Annotated in this window: 19 protein-coding genes and 1 pseudogene; 12 read left to right on the top strand and 8 right to left on the bottom strand. The window is 72.1% G+C overall.

What is annotated here, in order from left to right; genetic code table 11:
- Nucleotides 1-101 precede the first annotated feature (101 nt).
- The 6 genes from ABT070_RS41190 to ABT070_RS41165 all read left to right on the top strand — a co-directional run bounded on the left by ABT070_RS41190 (nucleotide 102) and on the right by ABT070_RS41165 (nucleotide 4,409).
- Entirely contained in the window at nucleotides 102-773 is a 672-nt protein-coding gene (locus ABT070_RS41190; RefSeq protein ID WP_351768125.1) for a UbiX family flavin prenyltransferase, read from the top strand.
- Between the two features lie 68 nt (nucleotides 774-841).
- Nucleotides 842-1,297, top strand: a complete 456-nt coding sequence (locus tag ABT070_RS41185) for an Lrp/AsnC family transcriptional regulator (RefSeq protein ID WP_020130097.1) — start codon at nucleotides 842-844, stop codon at nucleotides 1,295-1,297.
- Between the two features lie 144 nt (nucleotides 1,298-1,441).
- On the top strand, nucleotides 1,442-2,605 hold the full coding sequence (mqnE, locus tag ABT070_RS41180) for an aminofutalosine synthase MqnE (RefSeq protein ID WP_351768088.1): 1,164 nt from the start codon (nucleotides 1,442-1,444) through the stop codon (nucleotides 2,603-2,605).
- 126 nt (nucleotides 2,606-2,731) lie between these two features.
- On the top strand, nucleotides 2,732-3,256 hold the full coding sequence (locus ABT070_RS41175) for a GNAT family N-acetyltransferase (RefSeq protein ID WP_351768087.1): 525 nt from the start codon (nucleotides 2,732-2,734) through the stop codon (nucleotides 3,254-3,256).
- 102 nt (nucleotides 3,257-3,358) lie between these two features.
- Entirely contained in the window at nucleotides 3,359-3,667 is a 309-nt protein-coding gene (locus ABT070_RS41170) for a DUF4229 domain-containing protein (RefSeq protein WP_351768086.1), read from the top strand.
- Between the two features lie 61 nt (nucleotides 3,668-3,728).
- Nucleotides 3,729-4,409, top strand: a complete 681-nt coding sequence (locus ABT070_RS41165) for a TetR/AcrR family transcriptional regulator (protein WP_351768085.1) — start codon at nucleotides 3,729-3,731, stop codon at nucleotides 4,407-4,409.
- Between the two features lie 28 nt (nucleotides 4,410-4,437).
- Here ABT070_RS41165 and ABT070_RS41160 read toward each other — a convergent pair whose 3' ends face one another.
- The 3 genes from ABT070_RS41160 to ABT070_RS41150 all read right to left on the bottom strand — a co-directional run bounded on the left by ABT070_RS41160 (nucleotide 4,438) and on the right by ABT070_RS41150 (nucleotide 8,594).
- Complete coding sequence (locus ABT070_RS41160) at nucleotides 4,438-6,192, bottom strand: eCIS core domain-containing protein (protein WP_351768084.1); 1,755 nt, start codon at nucleotides 6,190-6,192, stop codon at nucleotides 4,438-4,440.
- A gap of 195 nt (nucleotides 6,193-6,387) precedes the next feature.
- Complete coding sequence (locus tag ABT070_RS41155; RefSeq protein WP_351768083.1) at nucleotides 6,388-7,248, bottom strand: MaoC family dehydratase; 861 nt, start codon at nucleotides 7,246-7,248, stop codon at nucleotides 6,388-6,390.
- Nucleotides 7,248-8,594: a 3-oxoacyl-ACP reductase gene (locus ABT070_RS41150; RefSeq protein WP_351768082.1), complete on the bottom strand. Its 1,347-nt coding sequence runs from the start codon at nucleotides 8,592-8,594 to the stop codon at nucleotides 7,248-7,250. The genes ABT070_RS41155 and ABT070_RS41150 overlap by 1 nt, the downstream gene beginning before the upstream one ends.
- 101 nt (nucleotides 8,595-8,695) lie before the next feature.
- Between ABT070_RS41150 and ABT070_RS41145 the strand changes: the two genes are divergently transcribed.
- The 3 genes from ABT070_RS41145 (at nucleotide 8,696) to ABT070_RS41135 (ending at nucleotide 12,735) form a co-directional block, all read left to right on the top strand.
- Nucleotides 8,696-10,054 carry an acetyl-CoA C-acetyltransferase gene (locus tag ABT070_RS41145; protein ID WP_351768081.1) on the top strand — a complete coding sequence of 453 codons (1,359 nt, stop codon included), beginning with the start codon at nucleotides 8,696-8,698 and terminating at the stop codon, nucleotides 10,052-10,054.
- 209 nt (nucleotides 10,055-10,263) lie between these two features.
- Nucleotides 10,264-12,198 carry an AMP-dependent synthetase/ligase gene (locus ABT070_RS41140; protein WP_351768079.1) on the top strand — a complete coding sequence of 645 codons (1,935 nt, stop codon included), beginning with the start codon at nucleotides 10,264-10,266 and terminating at the stop codon, nucleotides 12,196-12,198.
- 42 nt (nucleotides 12,199-12,240) lie between these two features.
- The gene (locus ABT070_RS41135) at nucleotides 12,241-12,735 is read left to right on the top strand and encodes a hypothetical protein (RefSeq protein ID WP_451102816.1); all 495 of its coding nucleotides are present in this window, start codon (nucleotides 12,241-12,243) and stop codon (nucleotides 12,733-12,735) included.
- Here the strand turns inward: ABT070_RS41135 and ABT070_RS41130 are convergent.
- Nucleotides 12,651-13,943, bottom strand: coding sequence for an MFS transporter (locus ABT070_RS41130; RefSeq protein WP_351768076.1), 1,293 nt, complete (start codon nucleotides 13,941-13,943; stop codon nucleotides 12,651-12,653). The two genes, ABT070_RS41135 and ABT070_RS41130, sit on opposite strands and share 85 nt — an antisense overlap.
- 98 nt (nucleotides 13,944-14,041) lie before the next feature.
- Here ABT070_RS41130 and ABT070_RS41125 point away from each other — a divergent pair, with 98 nt between their 5' ends.
- A complete protein-coding gene (locus ABT070_RS41125) occupies nucleotides 14,042-15,127 on the top strand; it encodes a DUF5937 family protein (protein WP_351768075.1) in 1,086 nt (361 codons plus the stop codon).
- Between the two features lie 5 nt (nucleotides 15,128-15,132).
- Here ABT070_RS41125 and ABT070_RS41120 read toward each other — a convergent pair whose 3' ends face one another.
- Both ABT070_RS41120 and ABT070_RS41115 read right to left on the bottom strand, forming a co-directional pair.
- Nucleotides 15,133-15,375 carry a DUF397 domain-containing protein gene (locus ABT070_RS41120; protein WP_351768074.1) on the bottom strand — a complete coding sequence of 81 codons (243 nt, stop codon included), beginning with the start codon at nucleotides 15,373-15,375 and terminating at the stop codon, nucleotides 15,133-15,135.
- Nucleotides 15,372-16,238 carry a helix-turn-helix domain-containing protein gene (locus tag ABT070_RS41115; protein WP_502990201.1) on the bottom strand — a complete coding sequence of 289 codons (867 nt, stop codon included), beginning with the start codon at nucleotides 16,236-16,238 and terminating at the stop codon, nucleotides 15,372-15,374. Before ABT070_RS41115 ends, ABT070_RS41120 begins: the two co-directional genes overlap by 4 nt.
- A gap of 124 nt (nucleotides 16,239-16,362) precedes the next feature.
- Between ABT070_RS41115 and ABT070_RS41110 the strand changes: the two genes are divergently transcribed.
- On the top strand, nucleotides 16,363-16,824 hold the full coding sequence (locus ABT070_RS41110) for an ATP-binding protein (protein WP_351768071.1): 462 nt from the start codon (nucleotides 16,363-16,365) through the stop codon (nucleotides 16,822-16,824).
- A 121-nt stretch (nucleotides 16,825-16,945) separates the two neighbouring features.
- Nucleotides 16,946-18,723: pseudogene (gene kstD, locus ABT070_RS41105) on the top strand (3-oxosteroid 1-dehydrogenase).
- 26 nt (nucleotides 18,724-18,749) lie between these two features.
- Here the strand turns inward: kstD and ABT070_RS41100 are convergent.
- A complete protein-coding gene (locus ABT070_RS41100) occupies nucleotides 18,750-19,256 on the bottom strand; it encodes a hypothetical protein (RefSeq protein ID WP_351768070.1) in 507 nt (168 codons plus the stop codon).
- A gap of 136 nt (nucleotides 19,257-19,392) precedes the next feature.
- On the bottom strand, nucleotides 19,393-19,548 hold a 156-nt coding region (locus tag ABT070_RS41095; RefSeq protein ID WP_451103037.1), incomplete at its 5' end, for an alpha/beta fold hydrolase.

The following is a 19,548-nucleotide window of genomic DNA, read 5'->3' as shown; positions in this document are numbered from 1 at the left end:
GGGGGAGCGAAGGGGGCACGCGGGCTCCAGGGCCGACCGGTCCTGAAGACCTCTCCGCTCACCGGTACGCTCAAGGTGTGAACGCAGGAGAAACGCAGCGCGTGCCTTGGATCGTGGGGGTGTCCGGGGCGTCCGGTACGCCCTATGCCGCCGCTGTGCTGCGCGCCCTGCTCGCCGGGGGAGAGAGCGTCGACCTGGTGGTCAGCCGGGCCTCGCGGCTCACCCTCCTCGACGAGACGGGGATCTCCTTCCGGGACGCGCACTGGCGCGACGACCTGCGGGAATGGCTCGCTCGGGGGGCCGACGGGAAGCCGGGCACCTTCGACGTGGACCTCGCGGACGAGGGCGACGGCGGCCGGGTGCGGTACTGGGCGGCCGGGGACCTGGCCGCCGGGCCGTCCTCCGGGTCGTACGCCACGAAGGGCATGCTGATCGTGCCCGCCTCCACCGCCTGCGTGGCCGGGGTCGCCCTCGGGCTCTCCAAGGACCTTCTCCAGCGGACGGCGAGCGTGACGCTCAAGGAGCGGCGCCCGCTGGTCGTGGCCGTGCGGGAGACCCCGCTGAACGGCCAGACCCTGCGTCATCTGGTCGCTCTGGACGAGGCGGGCGCGAGCGTCGTGCCGGCCTCCCCGGCCTTCTACGCGGGCGCCACCCACATCCAGGACCTGGTGGACTTCGTCGCCGGGCGGGTCCTCGACGCGGCGGGCGTCGGGCACGGGCTGTACCGCCGCTGGAAGGGCGAGATCGGCGGCGGCTCCCGCCCCCCTGCCTGAGCCCCACCACCTCAGGTACTCCCCCCACACCACTTCATCTCTTCTTCTCACCGGAAGGCTTCGATCGCATGGACGCGGTGGACAGGCAGCTCATCCAGGCCCTGAGGGAGAACGGCCGGGCCTCGTACGCGGAGCTGGGGCGCCTCGTCGGTCTGTCGGGACCCAGCGTCACCGACCGCATCAACCGGCTGGAGGCGGCCGGTGTCATCACCGGCTACCGCGCCACGGTGAACGCCGCCCAGCTCGGTCTCGGCGTCACCGCCCTCATCGGCATCTCGCTCTCCGACGCCGCCGACCACGAGGACGTGGCGAACCGGATGAAGGACCTCGGCGAGATCGAGGACTGCTGGTTCATCGCCGGCGACGACTCGTTCATGCTCAAGGTGCGGGCGAACGACGTGGACGGGCTCGAGCGGATCATCCGGCGGCTCAGCGGGACCAAGGGCGTGTCCCGGACCCGTACCACCATCGTGCTCTCCACCAAGTGGGAGAACCGGGTCGGGGAGCTTCCCGAAGAGGTCTAGGGCCGATCCGGGGCCGATCCGGGGCCGGTCCGGGGCCGTTCGGGGGCACCGCCCGCCCGAAGGACGGGGGCGTACGGTTGGTCGCCGGTGGCGTCACCGCAGGAAGTCGCAGGAAGTCGCAGGAAGTCGTAGAGAGGTGTGGGCATGGATGCCGGACTCAAGCGCGAGCTGGAGCAGAAGGTCGGGGCCGGTGAGCGGCTGACCCGTGAGGACGGCATCGCGCTGTACGAGTCGGACGACCTGGCGTGGCTGGGCGGACTGGCGCACGAGGTGCGGACCCGCAAGAACGGCGACGTCGTGCACTTCAACGTCAACCGTCACCTCAACATGACGAACGTGTGCACGGCCTCCTGCGCCTACTGCTCCTTCCAGCGCAAGCCGGGCGAGAAGGACGCGTACACGATGCGCATCGAGGAGGCGGTGAAGCTCGCCAAGGCGATGGAGGGCGAGAACCTCACCGAGCTGCACATCGTCAACGGCCTGCACCCGAACCTGCCGTGGCGCTACTACCCGCGCTCGCTGCGGGAGTTGAAGGCCGCGCTTCCGGACGTGTCCCTGAAGGCGTTCACGGCGACGGAGATCCACCACTTCGAGACGATCAGCGGGCTGTCCGCCTCCGAGATCCTCGACGAGCTGATCGACGCGGGTCTGGAGTCGCTGACCGGCGGCGGCGCCGAGATCTTCGACTGGGAGGTCCGCCAGCACATCGTCGACCACCGCACCCACTGGGAGGACTGGTCGCGCATCCACCGGCTGGCGCACGAGAAGGGGCTCAAGACCCCGTGCACCATGCTGTACGGCCACATCGAGGAGCCCCGCCACCGCGTCGACCACGTCCTGCGCCTGCGTGAGCTCCAGGACGAGACGAACGGCTTCCAGGTCTTCATCCCCCTGCGCTACCAGCACGACTTCGTCGACATGCAGGACGGCAAGGTCCGCAACCGGCTCCAGGCGCGCACCCAGATGGCGACCGGCGCGGAGGCCCTCAAGACCTTCGCGGTCTCCCGGCTGCTGTTCGACAACGTCCCGCACGTCAAGGTCTTCTGGGTCATGCACGGCGTCCAGACCGCGCAGCTCGCGCTCCAGCACGGCGCCGACGACATGGACGGCTCGGTCGTCGAGTACAAGATCACGCACGACGCCGACAACTACGGCACCCCGAACAAGCTGACCCGCGACGACCTGCTGGACCTCATCCGGGACGCGGGCTTCCGCCCGATGGAGCGCAACACGCGGTACGAGATCATCCGCGAGTACGACGGCCCCGACCCGGCGCTCCGCGAGTCGCCGCAGCCGATGCGGGTGTGAGTACGGGTACGGGTATGGACGGGGGCGTCGGTGTGGGTTCCGGCGGGCGCGAGGGCGTCCGCCGGGGGCCGTTCCAGGATCCGAGAGCCGCGGCACGCATCACGCCGTAAGGATTACGATCCTGGGGTGTCCCTTACCTTCACTCTCGACCCCGCCGTCACCCCCGCTGTGCGCGACGGCATCCTCGACCTGTGGACGGACGTCTCCAACGCGGGCGGAGCCGTCGGCTTCGTGGCGCCGGTGGAGCGCGAGACGATCCGGCCGGAACTGGTCCGTCACCTCGTCCAGATGGCCGAGGGCCGCACCCGGCTGCTCGTCGGACACGACGCGGCCGGCCAGGTGGCCGCGACGGCGTTCCTCAGCTTCAACACCCACCGGCTCCAGACCCACTGGGTGATGCTCTACACGGTGATGGTGCACCCCCGGCACCAGGGCAAGGGCTACGGCCGCGACCTGCTGGCGGCCGCCGCCCGCGAGGCCCGCGCCTTCGACGGCATCGACGCGATACGGCTCACCTGCCGGGGCGGACACGGCCTGGAGCACTTCTACGGCTCCTGCGGCTACAAGGAGGTCGGCCGGATACCCGGCGCCATCCGGGTCGCGCCGGACGACGACCGCGACGACATCATCATGCTGCTGCCGCTGATGTGACGGCTCCGACGGCTCCGACCGCTCGCACCCCGATGCAAGATCGGCACCCCGGCGTGCTTCACTGGATGACGGCCCCTTTTGGATTCGGAAGAGTGGATTGACATGCTCCGCTACACACTGATGCGTCTCGGTGTCTTCGCCGGCTGCCTCGTGGTCGTCTGGGGTCTCGTCTACTCGGGTGTCGTCCCGCGCGGTCTCGGCGACTCCAACATCATGTGGGTCCTGCTGCTCTCGCTGGTGATCTCCGCGCCGATCAGCTTCGTGGTGCTGCGCAAGGAGCGCGACCGCGCCTCGGTGCACGTCGTGGAGCGGGTGGACCGTATGAAGGCCAACCTGGAGGCCAACAAGTCCCAGGAGGACGCCGCGATCGACGAGGCGACGCGTACCCAGGGCCAGACGCAGACCTCGTAGTCGCGTCACGCGGCGGGGCGGGCCGGGCCGGGGTACGGGTGGGTCCAACTACGCTGTGTCCATGGGGACCGTGAAGACCAAGCGGATGCCGCGTGCGGTCCGTGAGCAGCAGATGCTGGACGCCGCCGTGGAGACCTTCGGCCGCCGGGGGTACATGGCCGCGTCGATGGACGAGATCGCCGAACTCGCGGGCGTGTCCAAGCCGTTGGTGTACCTGTACCTGAACTCCAAGGAAGACCTCTTCACCGCCTGCATCCGGCGCGAGGCCAAGGCGCTCGTCGAGGCGGTGCGTACCGGCGTCCGCACCGATCTGCCCGCCGACCGCCAACTCTGGGACGGTCTGCGGGCGTTCTTCGCGCACACCGCCGAGCATCCGCACGCCTGGTCCGTCCTGCACCTTCAGGCCCGCACGCACGGCGAGCCCTTCGCGGCCGAGGTCACGGCGATGCGCGAGGAGATCGTCGCCTTCGTGACGCAGCTCATCGTGGTCGCCGCCAGGGAAGCCCTCCCGCACCCTCGGCTGCGCTCGTGCGCGGGGACCCCCACGGACCCCGATCTGCCCGAACGTGAGGTCTCCGGACTCGCCGAGGCGCTGGTCGGCGCCGCCGAGTCCCTCGCCGCCTGGGCCAACACCGCCGACGGCACCACGGCCCGGCAGGCGGCGGCGACCCTGATGAACTTCGCCTGGGCGGGCCTGGGCAACCTCATGGACGGCCGTCCCTGGACCCCGCCGGAGACCTGAGGATCTCCGGCAGGGCCACGGTGTCGCCTCAGCTCAGGTCCATGGCTTCCGCCGGTATCAGATCCGGGGCCTGCTCGCTGTCCGAGGCCGAGGAGTCGGATTCGGAACCGTACCCGGTGTCCACCCGCTCCTGGCCCTCGCAGTCGACCCGGAGGCTGACGTGGGTGCCGCCGCCCGTCACCGCCGCCGTATGGATGCGCAGCGCGAGCATGTCGGCGTTCCCGATGGTGTAGTCGGATTCCCCGATGTTGGAGGCCTTGCTCGGCCAGTAGGGGCCGGGGCGCTTGGAGTCGTCGCCGACGAAGAGTTCCATGTAGCAGACCATGCAGGGCCGCTTGACGCCGGCGATCGCGGAGATGCTTCCCGCCGGCGCGCTCTCCACGATGCGGCGCTCGGCGTGCAGGCCGTCCGTGGCGGCGTCCTCCCGCTTCGGCGGCACGCTCACCGAGCCACCGAGAGCCTGGAGAACCGCGCTGTACGCCTCCCTGCCCTGCCCGTCACCCAGCAGACGTGAGGCCAGCTTCTGCGCGTGCCGCTGCTCGAGCGCCGTGCGGCTGGAGAGATTCGGCTCGCCGGCCTTCAGGACGGCGGTGAGGAACTCCGCGGCGCTGGCCTTGCCCTCGTACAGGTCGGAGAGCGCCTTGTTGGCGCCGTCCTTGTTCGACGAGATGTACAGCTGGAACCGGGTGGCGGCGCCTTCCGGCCCCTCCTGCTGGACGGCGCTCACGCCCGCCTGTACTTCCTCGGGCTGCTTGCGCAGGTCGTTGAGGTAGTTGAAGGTGACGGTGGAGATCCAGCGCAGGGCCTGCTCCGGGCGTTCCGCCGAGAAGGAGCGTTCCTTCCGGATGTTGCTGGTGCCGTGGTACATCGCGCTCAGCGCGGCGCCCTTGAGCCCCTCGCTCTTCGCGTGGGCGGGGGCGTTGTCGGAGGCGACCGGGAAGTGCACGGTCTTGTTCTGCTGCCCGCCGTACTCCTTCCAGCCGTGGTTCTGCACGAGCGCCTTGGTGATCGCCTGCGCCACGGTCGCCTTCTTGCCGCCCTTGCCGGCAGCCTTGGACTTGGTCAACTCCTTGGGCATCCGCTGCACGCTCTGCCGCTCGCCGGTCCCGGCCGCCGCCCGCTGTACCGGAGCCCCGTGGCCCGCCGAGCCGGGCAGCGAGAGGTCGGGGGTCGAACCCTGCGCGACCAGGCGGCCGTTGGCGGCCGACTGGCGCTCGAAGGCGTCCCCCGGGTCGGACACCTTCACGCCCGAGCCGTTGTCGGTGCCGGCCACCGGGCCCTGCGACTGCTGCCGGACGTGGTCGAGCTCGTGGAACATCGTCTCGTCGTCCACCCGTGACGAGCCGAGCACGATGTGATGGCCGACGGTCATGGCGTGGGCCTTGAAGTCGGCGCTCGCGCGCTGGGCGGTCGCGTCGTTGTGCACGCGCACGTGACCGAGCGACATGCCGTACGCCTGCTCGGCCTTGGCCTGGATGCGCGGGTCCAGCCCGCTGCCGCCGGAGCCGGTCACCTCGGCCAGCGACGTCTCGCGCTGCACCGTCGCCTGCTGTGCCTCGTCGGTCTCCGCGGCCCGCTGGACCGACCGGTCCGCGTGTTCGCAGCCGGGGCCGTGCTCGTGCCGCTGTTCCTCGATGGCACGCGTCACGGCCGCGTTGCCCGCCGAGCGCTGGAGGGCGAGCAGTCCCGCCGCCGGCCCCGGGAGCGACGACCGTGCGGAGCCCCTCCCGGCCGCGGACCGGCGGTTACCGCCCAGGTCGTTCTCCTGGTCCTGCGCGCGCATGGACACTCCCTTCAGCGACAGAGCGATCTGAACCCACCACTGTGCTCGACCGGACGCGACCGGGGTAAGGACCTTGAGGGCAGTGTCGGGGGCCGATCGCGCAGGATCGCCGGGCGCTCCGGCAGGAGCGTGCCGCTGCGGACGGGGGGAAGCGGGCCCGGCCGGCGCAGCGGTCCGCCGGTCATCTGGGGCGGGTCACGGCGAGAGCGGAGTCACCCGGCCGCTCACGTGCACGCGTGCCGCCTCTCCCGTCCCGCGCAGTTCGAACCGTTCGCCGTCCGCCGCGAAGGCGACCGTTCCCGGCAGCAGGACCGGCGCCCGGAACTCCGCGCGCACCCGTACGGCCTGGGGGGCGCCGTGCGCGGCGAGGCAGCGGGCCACGGTCCACATGCCGTGCGCGATGGCCCGGGGGAAGCCGAAGAGGCGGGCGGTGAGCGGGTGGAGGTGGATGGGGTTGCGGTCGCCCGACGCGGCGCCGTAGCGCCGGCCGACGTCGGCGGCGAGCCGCCACTCGTCGAGTACGGGGAGCGGGCCGGGTTCCGCTTCCCGGGGGGCGGGCGCGGCCTCGGTGCGGTGCCGGGCCAGATAGGTGCTCGTCGACTCCCATACGAGGGCGCCGCCGTCCCGCAGCTCCGTGACGACGACTGCCTCCGTCCCCCGCCGGTGCGCCGCCAACCGCTCGACGTGCACGGCGAGTTCGTAGCCGCCGGTGGCCGCGAGGGCGGTGTGGCGGGTGATCTCGATCGAGGTGTGGACGAGGCCGAGCAGCGGCAGCGGGAAGCCGCGGCCGCTCATGATCCGCATGGCCAGCGGGAAGCCCAGGACATGGGGGTAGGTGAGCGGCAGGGAGTCCTCGCCGGTCGGGAAGCCGCACACCCGCTCGTAGGCGGCCAGCCGGTCCAGGTCCACCCGCAGCTCGGGCAGGACGAGCCGGTCGCCGGCGCCGGGGTAGGCGACGCCCGGCCGGGGCCGCTTGAACGGTGAGCGCAGCGCGCCGAGGGCGAGCAGCGGACCGAGCGACGGAGGCCCGGACAGGTAGGTCACCACGCCGGTCACTACGCCCCCAGCAGACTCTGGCCGCACACGCGCACGACCTGGCCGTTCACCGCGCCGGACGCCGGATGGGCGAGCCAGGCGGTCGTCTCGGCCACGTCGACGGGCAGGCCGCCCTGGGCGAGGGAGTTCATCCGGCGGCCCGCCTCGCGGATGAACAGCGGCACCGCGGCCGTCATCTTCGTCTCGATGAAGCCGGGCGCCACCGCGTTCACCGTCACCCCGTGCTCGGCGAGCGCCCGCGGCGCGAGGGCGCGGACCAGACCGGCGACGCCCGCCTTGCTCGCGCCGTAGTTGGTCTGTCCCGCGTTGCCCGCGAGTCCGGCGATGGAGGCGGTGGCCACGATCCGCCCGCCCGGCCGCAGGGCGCCCTTGGCGAGCAGCGCGTCCGTGGTGCGCAGCACGCTCGCCAGATTGACGTCGAGCACCGAACTCCAGCGTTCGGCGGGCATGTTGACCAGCCGCCGGTCCCGGGTGATCCCCGCGTTGTGGATCAGGATGTCCAGTCCGTCGGGGAGCGCGGCGGCGATGCGCTCGCCCGCGTCGGCGGCCGTGATGTCGAGGGTGAGGGCGCTGCCGCCCAGCCGCGCGGCGACCCGTTGGGCGTCCTCCGCGGCCTGCGGCACGTCCAGTACGACGACATGGGCGCCGTCCCGGGCCAGTGTCTGCGCGACGGCCGCGCCGATGCCGCGGGCGGCGCCGGTGACGAGCGCGGTGCGCCCGGCGAGGGGGAGATCCCGGTCGACGGGGCCGTCGGGCCCTCCGGTGGCCCCCACCCCGATCACCTGGCCGCTGACGTACGCCGACCTGGGGGAGAGGAGGAAGCGCAGGGTGGACTCGGCGGCGGACGCGTCGGTCAGCCGGACGAGGTTGACGGTCCTGCCCCGCCCGATCTCCTTGCCCAGTGACCGTACGAAGCCTTCCAGGGCCTGCTGTACGGCCGCCTGGTGGTGGTCCCGGGCGTCCAGCGGCGCGCCCAGCACGACGATCCGTCCGCTCGCCGCGACCGACCGTACGACCGGGTGCAGGGCCGCGTGCACCTCGGCGAGCGTGTCGACGTCACGGACACCGGTCGCGTCCAGGACGACGGCGGCGGGGCCGGCGGATCCGGTGCCGGCGCCGGTGGCGGCCGTGGCCGCTTCGGTGGTCGTGGGCAGCCCGGTGCGGGCCAGCACCGGCGCGAGGTCGAGCCCGGCCGGTCCGCCGGCCGTGAGGTGCAGCAAGCAGCCGTCCAGGGAGGGCCGTTCGGCCGTCCAGCGGCGGAGCGCGGCCGGTTGCGGGAGCCCGAGCCGCGAGGTGAGGAACCGGCCGGGGGCCGTGGCGGTGAAGCTCAGATAGCGGTCGGCCATGATGATCTCCCACGGGCTCGGCGCACACGTCGTACCGGGTGCTTACTCTGAAGTAAGGTTACCGTGGGTAAGTCTAGGTCGCGGGTGAGGAGCAGGTCGAGATGAGTACCTCGGAACCGTCACAGGCGAGCCGGCGAGTGAGCCACCTGAAGGTCGCGGAGAGCGGCGCGCCCGCGCCCCGCCCGGAACTGCCGCGGATCCGCCGCGTCGCGATCGTCGGCGGCACCCGCATTCCCTTCGCCCGCTCCGACGGCCCCTACGCCACCGCCTCCAACCAGGAGATGCTGACGGCGGCCGTGAACGGCCTGGCGAACCGCTACGCGCTCGATGTGCCCGGAGTCGTGGGCGAGTTGGTCGCCGGGGCCGTCCTCAAGCACAGCCGCGACTTCAACCTCGCGCGCGAGACCGTCCTCGGCTCGAAGCTCGACGCCCGCACCCCCGCCTACGACATCCAGCAGGCCTGCGGCACCGGCCTCCAGGCCGTGATCGCCGCCGCCAACAAGATCGCCCTCGGTCAGACCGACTCCGCGATCGCGGGCGGCGCCGACACCGCCAGCGACGCCCCGCTCGGCGTCAACGACCGCCTGCGCCGGATCCTCCTCGAGGCCCGCAGGGCGAAGTCGACGGGCGACCGCGTCAGGGCTCTCGCGCAGATCCGCCCCTCCCATCTGATCCCCGAGATCCCGCGCAACGCCGAACCGCGCACCGGGCTCTCCATGGGCGAGCACGCGGCGGTCACCGCCCGCGCCTGGGGCGTCGAGCGCGAGGCCCAGGACGAACTCGCGGCCGCCAGCCACCAGCGGCTCGCGGCCGCCTACGAGAGCGGCTTCTTCGGCGACCTGGTGGTCCCCTTCCGCGACCTGGCCCGCGACCAGAACCTGCGCCCGGACTCCACGGTCGGCAAACTGGCCGCGCTCAAGCCGGTGTTCGGCACCGACGGGCCGAACCCGACCATGACGGCGGGCAATTCGACACCGCTGACGGACGGCGCGGCGGTCGTGCTCCTCGCCTCCGAGGAGTGGGCCGAGGCGCGGGGCCTGGAGCCGCTCGCCTACCTCACCGCGTACGAGACGGCGGCCGTGGACTTCGTACGCGGCGATGTCGCGGGCGGCGAGGACGGGCTGCTGATGGCGCCCGCGTACGCTGTCCCGCGCATGCTGGCGCGGACCGGCCTGGGCATCGAGGACTTCGACCTGTTCGAGATCCACGAGGCCTTCGCCTCCCAGGTGCTGGCGACACTCGCGGCCTGGGAGAAGCAGGGCCTCGCGCCGGTGGACCGCGACCGTCTGAACGTGGCCGGCTCCTCCCTCGCCACCGGCCACCCCTTCGCGGCGACCGGCGCCCGCATCGTGGCGACCCTGGCCAAGCTGCTCGCCGAACGGGAGGGTCCCGCACGGGGGTTGATCTCGATCTGCGCGGCGGGCGGGCAGGGGGTTACGGCGATTCTGGAACGAACGTGAACGTTCCTTAGATAACCCCCGAGATTGCACATCCCCAGCCCCGGAACATCCCGGAACACGCACAAGCCCCACACGTGAGCGCCGTACGATCCCCTACCTAACCGGCGGTAACCCCTTTCTTAGTGGGCATCCCGGTTGAACGCCTCGGTGCGCGAGGCACGTACGTCATGCAGCAAGCAGTTCGTCGCTGCACGCCCAGGGAGCCGCCCGTGTCCACGCCGTATCCAGCTGCCGACTCGGCCTACGCCGACCGCGACGCTCCACCCACCCTCGTGGAGCCCGAGACACGACGACTGGACGGCGCGGTACGGGAGGCGTCCGTGCCGGCGCTCGCGCGCCCGGTGACATACGGCTCGCTCGCCGACCTGCCCTACGACAACGCGGCCGCCGTCCCCGGATCGGTGGTCCTCAGCCGCAAGGGCCAGGACGGCGAGTGGACGGACATCACGGCCGAACGCTTCGCCGCCCAGGTCCACGCGGTGGCCAAAGGGCTGATCGCCGAGGGTCTCGTGCCCGGCGACCGGCTCGCCATCATGGCCCGCACGACCTACGAGTGGACGCTGCTCGACTTCGCGGCCTGGGCGGCCGGCCTGGTCACCGTCCCCATCTACCCGACCTCCTCCGTCTTCCAGACCCGCTGGATCCTCCACGACTCCGGCGCGGTCGCGCTGGTCACCGAGAGCACCGCCCAGGCGGCCGCCCTCGGGCCCGAACTCGACCGGCTGCCCGATCTGCGCCACCTGTGGGTGATGGAGAAGGGGCATGTGGACCGGCTGATCGAGGCGGGCGAGCACGTGCCGGACGCCGAGGTCGAGATCCGCCGGGGAATGCTGGTCCCCGACACGCTCGCCACCCTCATCTACACCTCGGGCACCACGGGCCGCCCCAAAGGCTGCGCGCTCACCCACGGCAACTTCTTCGCCGAGGTCGACAACGCGATCGAGCTCCTCTCCCCGGTCTTCAGGTCCAAGAACGACGAGGACCTCTCCGTCCTCCTCTTCCTCCCCATGTCCCACGTCTTCGGCCGCATGGTCGCCATCGCCTGCGTCCGCGCCCGGGTCCGCCTCGGCCACGCCCCGAGCCTGAAGGCCGACGAACTCCTCCCGGACCTGGCGGCCTTCAGACCCACCTGTCTGCTGGCCATCCCGTACATGCTGGAGAAGATCTTCAACACCGCCCGCGCGAAGGCCGAGGCCGGCGGCAAGCTGTCCTCCTTCGACCGCGCGGTCAACGTGGCCCGCCGCTACGGCGAGGCGGTCGAGGCGCAGAAGACCGGCCGGGGATCCGGTCCGGCGGCCACCCTCCGCGCCGCCCGCACCTTCTACGACCCGCTCGTCTACCGCCGCATCCGCAACGCCATGGGCGGCCGCGTCCGCCACGCCATCTGCGGCGGCTCCCCCCTCGGCCAACGCCTGTCCGCCTTCTACCTCGGCGCGGGCATCGAGATCTACGAGGGCTACGGCCTGACGGAGACGACGGGCGCGTCCACGGTCACCCCGCCGCTCAAACCCCGCCTGGGCACGGTCGGCTGGCCCCTGCCGGGGACGAAGATCCGCATAGCGGCGGACGGCGAGATCCTGATCGCCGGCGACCACGTCCTGCGGGGCTACTGGGACCCGGCGGCCGGGGGAGTGGTCCCCGCCGCCCCCGACGGCTGGCTGCCCACCGGCGACCTCGGCGAACTGGACGACGAGGGCTATCTGACGATCACCGGCCGCAAGAAGGAGATGATCATCACCGCGGGCGGCAAGAGCGTCGCCCCCGCGCCCCTGGAGAACTGGCTGCGCTCCCACCCCCTGATCTCGCAGGCCATGGTCCTCGGCGACGGCCGCCCCTACGTCTCCGTCCTCCTCACCCTCGACCCGGACGGCCTCACCCACTGGCGCCAGATGCACGGCAAGCACCCGGTCCCGGTGGAGCTGCTGATGGACGACCCGGAACTGCACGCCGTCCTCCAGCGAGCGATCGACGAGGCCAACAAGCTGGTCTCCCGCCCGGAGTCGATCCGCCGCTTCGCCATCCTCCCGACCGACTTCTCGGAACACACCGGCCACCTCACCCCCTCGATGAAACTCCGCCGCGAGGCGGTCCTGCGCGACTTCGCGGACCAGGTGGAGGGGCTGTACGAACAGCAGACGCGGTAAAGGATTCGCGCGGACGGCCCCCGGCCCGGGAGCATGCGGACGGTGAACCGCGTCGAGTTCTTCCACTGTCCCTGGGACGAGCGCCCCGCCGCCCCGGTCTGGGGTGTCCGTGTCGACGGCGTCGATCTGCGGGCGCTGACCGCCCGTGCGACGCGGGAGCTGTGGCGGCCGGAGCTGGAGGGGCAGTTCGAGGACCAGGAGCGTGAGTCGGCCGAGCTGATCTGGGGTCAGCACGGCGGGCTGGGCGTTCTCGACTTCACCGAGAACCCGTTTCTGCGTACGGCAGACCGGACCCCGCTCCTCGGCTGCCCCTGTGGCATCTGGCAGTGCTGGCCCCTCATGGCCCGTGTCGCCATGACGCCCACGACGGTCACCTGGTCCGGCTTCCGCTACCCGGAGCGTGAGGAGTGGGGCGAACTGCCCCTGGGCCCGTTCGTCTTCGAGCGGCAGGCCTACGAGGAGGCGCTGAGCGCGCCGGAGGTGCCGGCGGCGGACCCGCTGGGCCCGGCCCCGGACTCCTTGGGCCGCGTTCCCTGATCCTTCTCGGTGGCGACGGCGGAGGCGGACAGGAGCGTGGCACCGGCGAGACCGCCCCAGAGCGCGGCCGGGCCGTGCGGCGCGAGGGCGGTGATGACCGCCGGGGAGACGGCCAGGCCGAAGCCCGTGGACAGCTCGAAGCGGGCGAGGGTGCGTCCCAGGAGACGTGCCGGGGCGAGGACGGTGACGAGCGCGGTGGCGCTGCCGGCATAGATGATCTCGCCGAGGGTGCAGACCACGGACACCGCGGCGACGGCCGGCGCACCCCAGCCGTGTCCGAGCGAGGTGGCCGCGAGGAAGCCCAGGTAGGACACGGTGAGTACCACGCCGGCCAGAGCCAGCACGGTCCGCCGGGAGAAGCGGGACATCAGGACGGTGACCGGGACCTGCAGGGTGACCACCAGCACCGTGTTGGCCACGAAGATGGCCGCCGACCACACCGGGGACGCGTGCAACCAGGTCAGCAGGACCAGGGGGAGCGCGATCTCGGGGACGTTGAGGCAGAAGGCGTAGATCACGTTGGCGGCCAGCAGCGCGCGCATCCGAGGGGCGGGCGCGGGAGCGGGAGCGGGCCCGTCGGCGCTGTCCTCGGCCGGGGACGCGGCCGGATACGCGCGCAGGTGGACCGACCGGGCCAGGGCCGCCGCCGCGAGATAGGCGACGCCGGTGACGGCCGCCAGCGCCTGCAACGCGGCGGTGCCGCCCGCCAGGCACGCGGTGGCGAGGAGCGCGCCGGTGCCCAGGCCGGCGTTGCGCAGGGCGCGGCCAGCCGCGAGAGCGGTGTCGCGTTCCCGGCCGTGGGCGATCGTGGCCACGAGAGCGGCGTGGGCGGCCGGCCAGGCCTGGTTGCCGACGCCGAGGACGAGCGCCGCCGTCGCGAACGGCCAGGCGTGTCCCGCCGGGGTGGCCAGCAACAGGACCACACCCAGCACCCGTACCAGCATCGACGCCGCCACGACGGTGCTGCGGGCGCCCCGGTCCAGCCATCGGCCCACGAGGGGCATGCACGCCAGGCCCACGACGACGCCGGCCGTCATGGCGATGCCGGTGACCGGCGCGGACAGCCTCAGCACCGTCACCCCGTAGATCAGCAGAAAGGGCCGCAGCATGCCGGTGCCGAGCGCGTCCACGGTCAGGGCGACGGCGTAGCGGGGGCCTCCGGAGGCACGGACGAGGGCGCGGGCCCGGATTCTGGTGGTGGTTGCCATGGCGGCAACGGTGGGTTCGGCCGCCGGGCCGGGCACGTCGGTTGACGGAGACCGTCAACCGACGCCGTCGTCGGCCGCCCGGTCGGTGATGATGAGGGATGACGTTGAGGATCGACATCAGCGGACTGCCGTCGGAGCGACTGCGGTTCGCCGCCTCCCCGCTGGCCGAGCTGACCGCGATGCTGCACGTGCTGGCGGAACCCGGGCACCATCCGCAGCTCGCCGGCTGGGCCGGGGACGTCTGGACCGGGCTGCGGCCGGAGCTGGCCGAGCGGTTGCGGGAGGCGGAGTTCCTCTGGCGTTCCTCGCAGGCGGACTTCCTGATCCCCGCCCGGCCCCGGCCGACCCTCGCCGAGGAGCTGGACGACGTGGACCGGATCGACGACGAGCGGTATGTGACCGCCGCGCTCGTCACCACGTGCGGCAGCAACCGGGTCCACTTCGGTATGCCGTCGCCGCTCACCGACGCGACCGCGCGCGAGCGGGCCCTGGACCTGGCCCAGTCCCGCGGCGCGCTGCAGGAGGCCTTCGCGGAACGGCTGCTCGCCGACCCGGCCGCCGTGCGGGCGCGGGTGCGCGACACCCTCGAACAGTGCGCCGAGGCCTTCTTCGACGCCACCTGGGCGGGTGTCGCCGTGCGACTCGCCACCGACCTGCGCCTGAAGAACGACCTGCTGAGGCGCCAGGGCATCGGGGCGGCCCTCGCGTCGGTCTCCGACGCCGTCACCCTGGCACCGGACGGCGACTGCATCGTCGTCGACAAGCTGCAGGACAAGGCGACGGCCGCCCACGGCGCCGGGGTCACCTTCATCCCCAGCGTCTTCGGCCGCCCGCACCTGGTGGCGGTCCACGCGCCCGGGTGGCAGCCGGTGGTGCAGTACCCGGTGGGCGAGCCGGGTCCGGCGGAGCCGGTGTCGCTGGAGACGGTCACCCTACGGCTGGAGGCACTCGCCCATCCGGTACGGCTGCGGCTGCTGCGCACCCTGGCCCGCAGCCCGCAGACCAACCGTGAGCTGGCCTACGCATGGGATCTCACGCCCCCGGAGGTCTCCCGCCACCTCGCCGTCCTGCGCCGCGCGGGCCTGCTCACGGCCCAGCGGGACGGTCGCTACGTCCGGTACACGCTCGACGCGCCCGGCCTGACGGCACTGGGCGCCGACCTGCTGGCGGCCGTGCTGCGCTGAGGCGGTCACTTCACGGCGTACGCGAGGAACTCGGCCCAGGCGCCGGTGGCGAGGGAGAGGCGGGGGCCGTCGGGGTTCTTGGAGTCCCGGACATGGATGGCCCGAGGACAGACGGCCACTTCGAGGCATTCGCCGCCTTCGCCACCGCTGTACGTCGACTTCCGCCAGACGTAAGCGACTTCGAGGCAATCGCCGCCCTCGCCGTCGCTGTAGCTGGACTTGAACCAGGTGAGGTCCTCGCTGTTCACAGCTCCTCCAGCTTTTTCTCGATCAGCGTTCGGGTTTCCCTGGGCGGGAGAGCCATTGCCCGCATGCTCCCATAGCGGTCGGCGATCTTCCGGACCTCTTCCGGGTCGGTGATCAACCGGGGATATCCCTGCGCCTCTGTGTAGGCGACCTGTGAATGCTTCTTGGGCGTCAGAAGGTTGAATGCACTACCCAGGTTGGGGTGTTCTTCCACCCTGGTCGGCATCACCTGGATTTCGACGTTCCGCATGTGGCTGACCGTCAGCAAGCGCCGCAACTGTTCCGCATGGACGTCCCGCCCGCCGATCGGCCGGTCCAGGACGGTCTCCTCGATCACGTAACTCACAATCGGCACAGGCCAACGGTCGAAGACCTGCTGCCGCGAAAGCCTGTCGGCCACCCGCCTCTCGATGGTCTCCTCGTTCAGGAAGGGACGCCGGTTCGCGAACACCGCGTGGGCGTGGTCCGCGGTCTGGAGCAGCCCATGCACCGCGTTGATGGAGTACTGGTGCAGCTCGACGGCCTCGGCCTCCATCGCCGCATATCCGCGATACCACTCCGGATGCCGGGTCCGGACCCGGCTCATCGCCTCCCTGACCTCGGGGACGGCCTCCTTGAACAGGCCCCCGGCGGACAGCAGTTCATCCGCCTTCTCCAGCACCTCGGGCCGGATCGTCCGTACGCCCCGCTCCATCGCGGAGATGGCGTCCGGGCCGTACCCCACCAGCTCCCCGAACTCCTTCTGGGTGAGCCCCTTGCGCTCCCGCAGCAGTTTCAGCATCTTGCCCAGGGCCGTGAAGAGCCCTGTCGTCCCGTCGGCCTCCGCCGGTGTCTCCGGCCTGCGGTCGTCCGTCACGTACGCCACCACCCTCCCGCCTCCGTGGTCACGGCCGACGACCCGTACGCCTGCCCCACCGCAGCCGTACAACTACCCAGAGTCGCCGAGCCGCTCCTGGTCAGGGTAGGGACAACCGGCCACGCTCAGTCAGGTGAACTCCGAAATCTCCACCCAGATCTCCACCCGGGAACCCGCCCGGGACACCCCTCTCGGTGAACTGACCCTGCGCCTCAGCGCGACGCCGCGCGGGGCCCGCCTGGCCCGCCGTCTCACCGGTCATCAGCTCACGGCCTGGGGACATCCGTACGGCGGCGACGCCAACCACACCGCGCAGCAGGTCGTCGCGGAGCTCGCCGCCAACGCCGTCACGCACGGACGCGTCCCGGGCCGGGACTTCGAGCTGCGGCTCCGGCTGCTCCCGGAGGACACGCTGCGTGTCGAGGTGAGCGACGCCCGCGCGGACCGGCGACTGCGGATCGTCACGGACCCGGAGGAGGAGGGCGGCCGGGGACTGATCCTCGTCTGGGTGCTGGCCCGCACATGGGGTGTCGCGGAGCGGGACGTCGGCAAGACGGTCTGGGCCGAACTGCCTCTCCGCGGCGGGAGGACCTGAGGCGGGACCCGAGGGAGGAGTTCCGGCCACCGCACGGCTCTTGACTTCACAAGACCCCCGCGCGACATTCCGGGCTCCGCACCCGAATCCATCCATTCGTTCCCAGCCGGCTGGAGTGGCCATGACCACGAGCGCGGACCCTGCGAGACATGTCGGCCTTCCCTCCCGGAGGGCCGTGCTCGGCGCCTCCGCCGGTGCCGGGCTGGCGCTGGCCGCCGCCGGCCGGGAGGCGACCGCCGCCGACCTTCCCGTCCTCGGTACCTACGATGTCGTCGTCATCGGCTCCGGCGCCGCCGGGATGACCGCCGCGCTGACGGCGGCGAAGCGTGGACTCAGCTGTGTCGTGGTCGAGAAGGCGCCGACGTTCGGCGGGTCGGCCGCCCGCTCGGGGGCCGGGATCTGGATCCCGAACAACTCCGTGATCCTGTCCGCCGGGGTCCCGGACACGCCCGCCAAGGCGGCCGCCTATCTGGCCGCCGTGGTCGGGGCGGACGTCCCGGCCGACCGGCAGGCCGCCTTCCTCGCGCACGGGCCGGCCATGCTCTCCTTCGTCATGGCCAACAGTCCGCTGCGCTTCCGCTGGATGGAGGGGTACAGCGACTACTACCCGCAGTTGCCGGGCGGGCTGCCCGGCGGCCGCTCCGTCGAGCCCGACCAACTGGACGGCAACCTCCTCGGAGCCGAACTCGCCCGCCTCAACCCGCCGTACATGGCCGTGCCGGCGGGCATGGTCGTCTTCAGCGCGGACTACAAGTGGCTCGCGCTGGCCGCCGTGAACGTCAAGGGGGCCGCCGTCGCCACCGAGTGTCTGGCGCGGGGGACCAGGGCGGCCCTGCTCGGGCAGAAGCCGCTCACCATGGGCCAGTCGCTGGCCGCCGGCCTGCGCGCGGGCCTGCTCGCCGCCCAGGTGCCGGTGTGGCTGAACACCCCGCTCACCGATCTGTACGCCGAGGGCGGGGTGGTGACGGGGGCCGTCGTCGCGCGCGACGGCGTGCCGGGACTCCTGCGGGCCCGGCGGGGTGTGATCGTCGGCTCGGGCGGCTTCGAGCACAACGCGGCGATGCGGGCGCAGTACCAGCGGCAGCCGATCGGGACCGAGTGGACCATCGGGGCGAAGGAGAACACCGGGGACGGGATACGCGCCGGTCAGCGCGCGGGCGGGGCGCTGGCGCTGATGGACGACGCCTGGTGGGGGCCCGCGATCCCGCTCCCCGGCGAGCCCTACTTCTGCCTCGCCGAACGCACCCTTCCCGGCGGCCTGATGGTCGACCAGGCCGGTGCCCGCTTCGTCAACGAGGCCGGCCCCTACAGCGACGTGGTGCACACGATGTACGACCGTCACCCCACCGCCCCCGACATCCCGGCGTGGCTGGTCGTCGACCAGAACTACCGCAACCGGTACCTCTTCAAGGACGTCGCCCCGACCTTCGTGCTCCCCGACGACTGGTACACCTCGGGAGCCGCGCGCAAGGCCTGGACCCTCGACGCCCTGGCCGCCTCGATCGGCGTCCCGGCCGCCGCGCTCCGTTCCACCGTCGACCGCTTCAACTCCCTGGCCCTCAGGGGCAAGGACACGGACTTCCAGCGCGGCGACAGCGCCTACGACCACTACTAACGGACCCCTCCGTCCTGCCCAACTCCTGCCTCGCGCCCCTGTGGCTGCCCCCGTACTACGCCTTCCGGATCGTCCCCGGCGACCTCGGCACCAAGGGCGGCCTGCGCACGGACGCCCGGGCCCGCGTCCTGCGCGCCGACGGATCGACGATCCCCGGCCTGTACGCCGCCGGGAACGCCAGCGCCGCCGTCATGGGCCACAGCTACGCCGGCGCGGGCTCGACGATCGGCCCCGCGATGACCTTCGGCTACCTCGCGGCCCTCGATCTCGCCGGGGGACTCTAGGGGCCCGCCGGCGTCACCCACCGGCGTCACCCGCCGTCGGCGCGGGTCAGCAGGTAGGTGTTGCCGGCGTCGGGATCGCCGTAGAAGAAGAACAGCACCAGCTCCCTGTCCGTGTCGCGGTCCACGTGGAACCGCCAGGTGTACGTCGAGGGCGCTTCGGGCGACGCCGTCGGCGCCGGGGTGGCCGCGCGTGTCCCGGTCGCCGTCCGGGTCGTCAGGGAGAGGCTGATCTCCTGGCCGTCGGAGTCGTCGGTGAGCTTCCAGGTCCCCGAACCGGTCACGCGCCAGGCGTCGTCGAAGTCGAAGTCCTGGCCGTCGAGCAGGCGCAGGGCGGCCGTCCCGTCGGGCCGGAGCGTCAGCTGTGTCTCCTCGGCGCCCGACCAGGTCCCCGACGCCTCGGCCGCCGTGGCGTCGTGCAGGCCGGTGCCGCCGTAGTACTGGTAGGGGCCGGCCGGTCCGGCGGTGCACGCGCTCAGCGCGACCGCCGACGTCACGGACAGCGCGAGCGCCGCCCTTCTCAGGCGCCATCTCATGCCGAGACCCTGTCAGATTTTTTGAACGCGTTCAATAGTGGGGCGCTCGTTCAGTACAGGTCGCTCCGGTCCTCGCCGGTCCGGGCCTCGGTGAGTCCGTCGGTGCGGAGCGGGAGAGCGTCGCCGGGGCGGCACATCAGCGCAGTCCCGCGAGGAAGCCGGTGATCGCCTCGTTGGTGGCCTCGGGGGCGGAGAGGTGCGGGCAGTGCCCGGTGGCGTCGAGCGTGATCAGCGTCGAGCCGGGGATCGACCGGTGGACGTAGGCGCCGACCCCCGGGGGCGCGATGGCGTC

It is taken from the genome of Streptomyces sp. NPDC002884, from assembly GCF_040295245.1.
Classification (GTDB): domain Bacteria; phylum Actinomycetota; class Actinomycetes; order Streptomycetales; family Streptomycetaceae; genus Streptomyces.
Note: the sequence above shows the minus strand (reverse complement) of the source record. Positions and strands in the feature narration are given on the sequence as shown.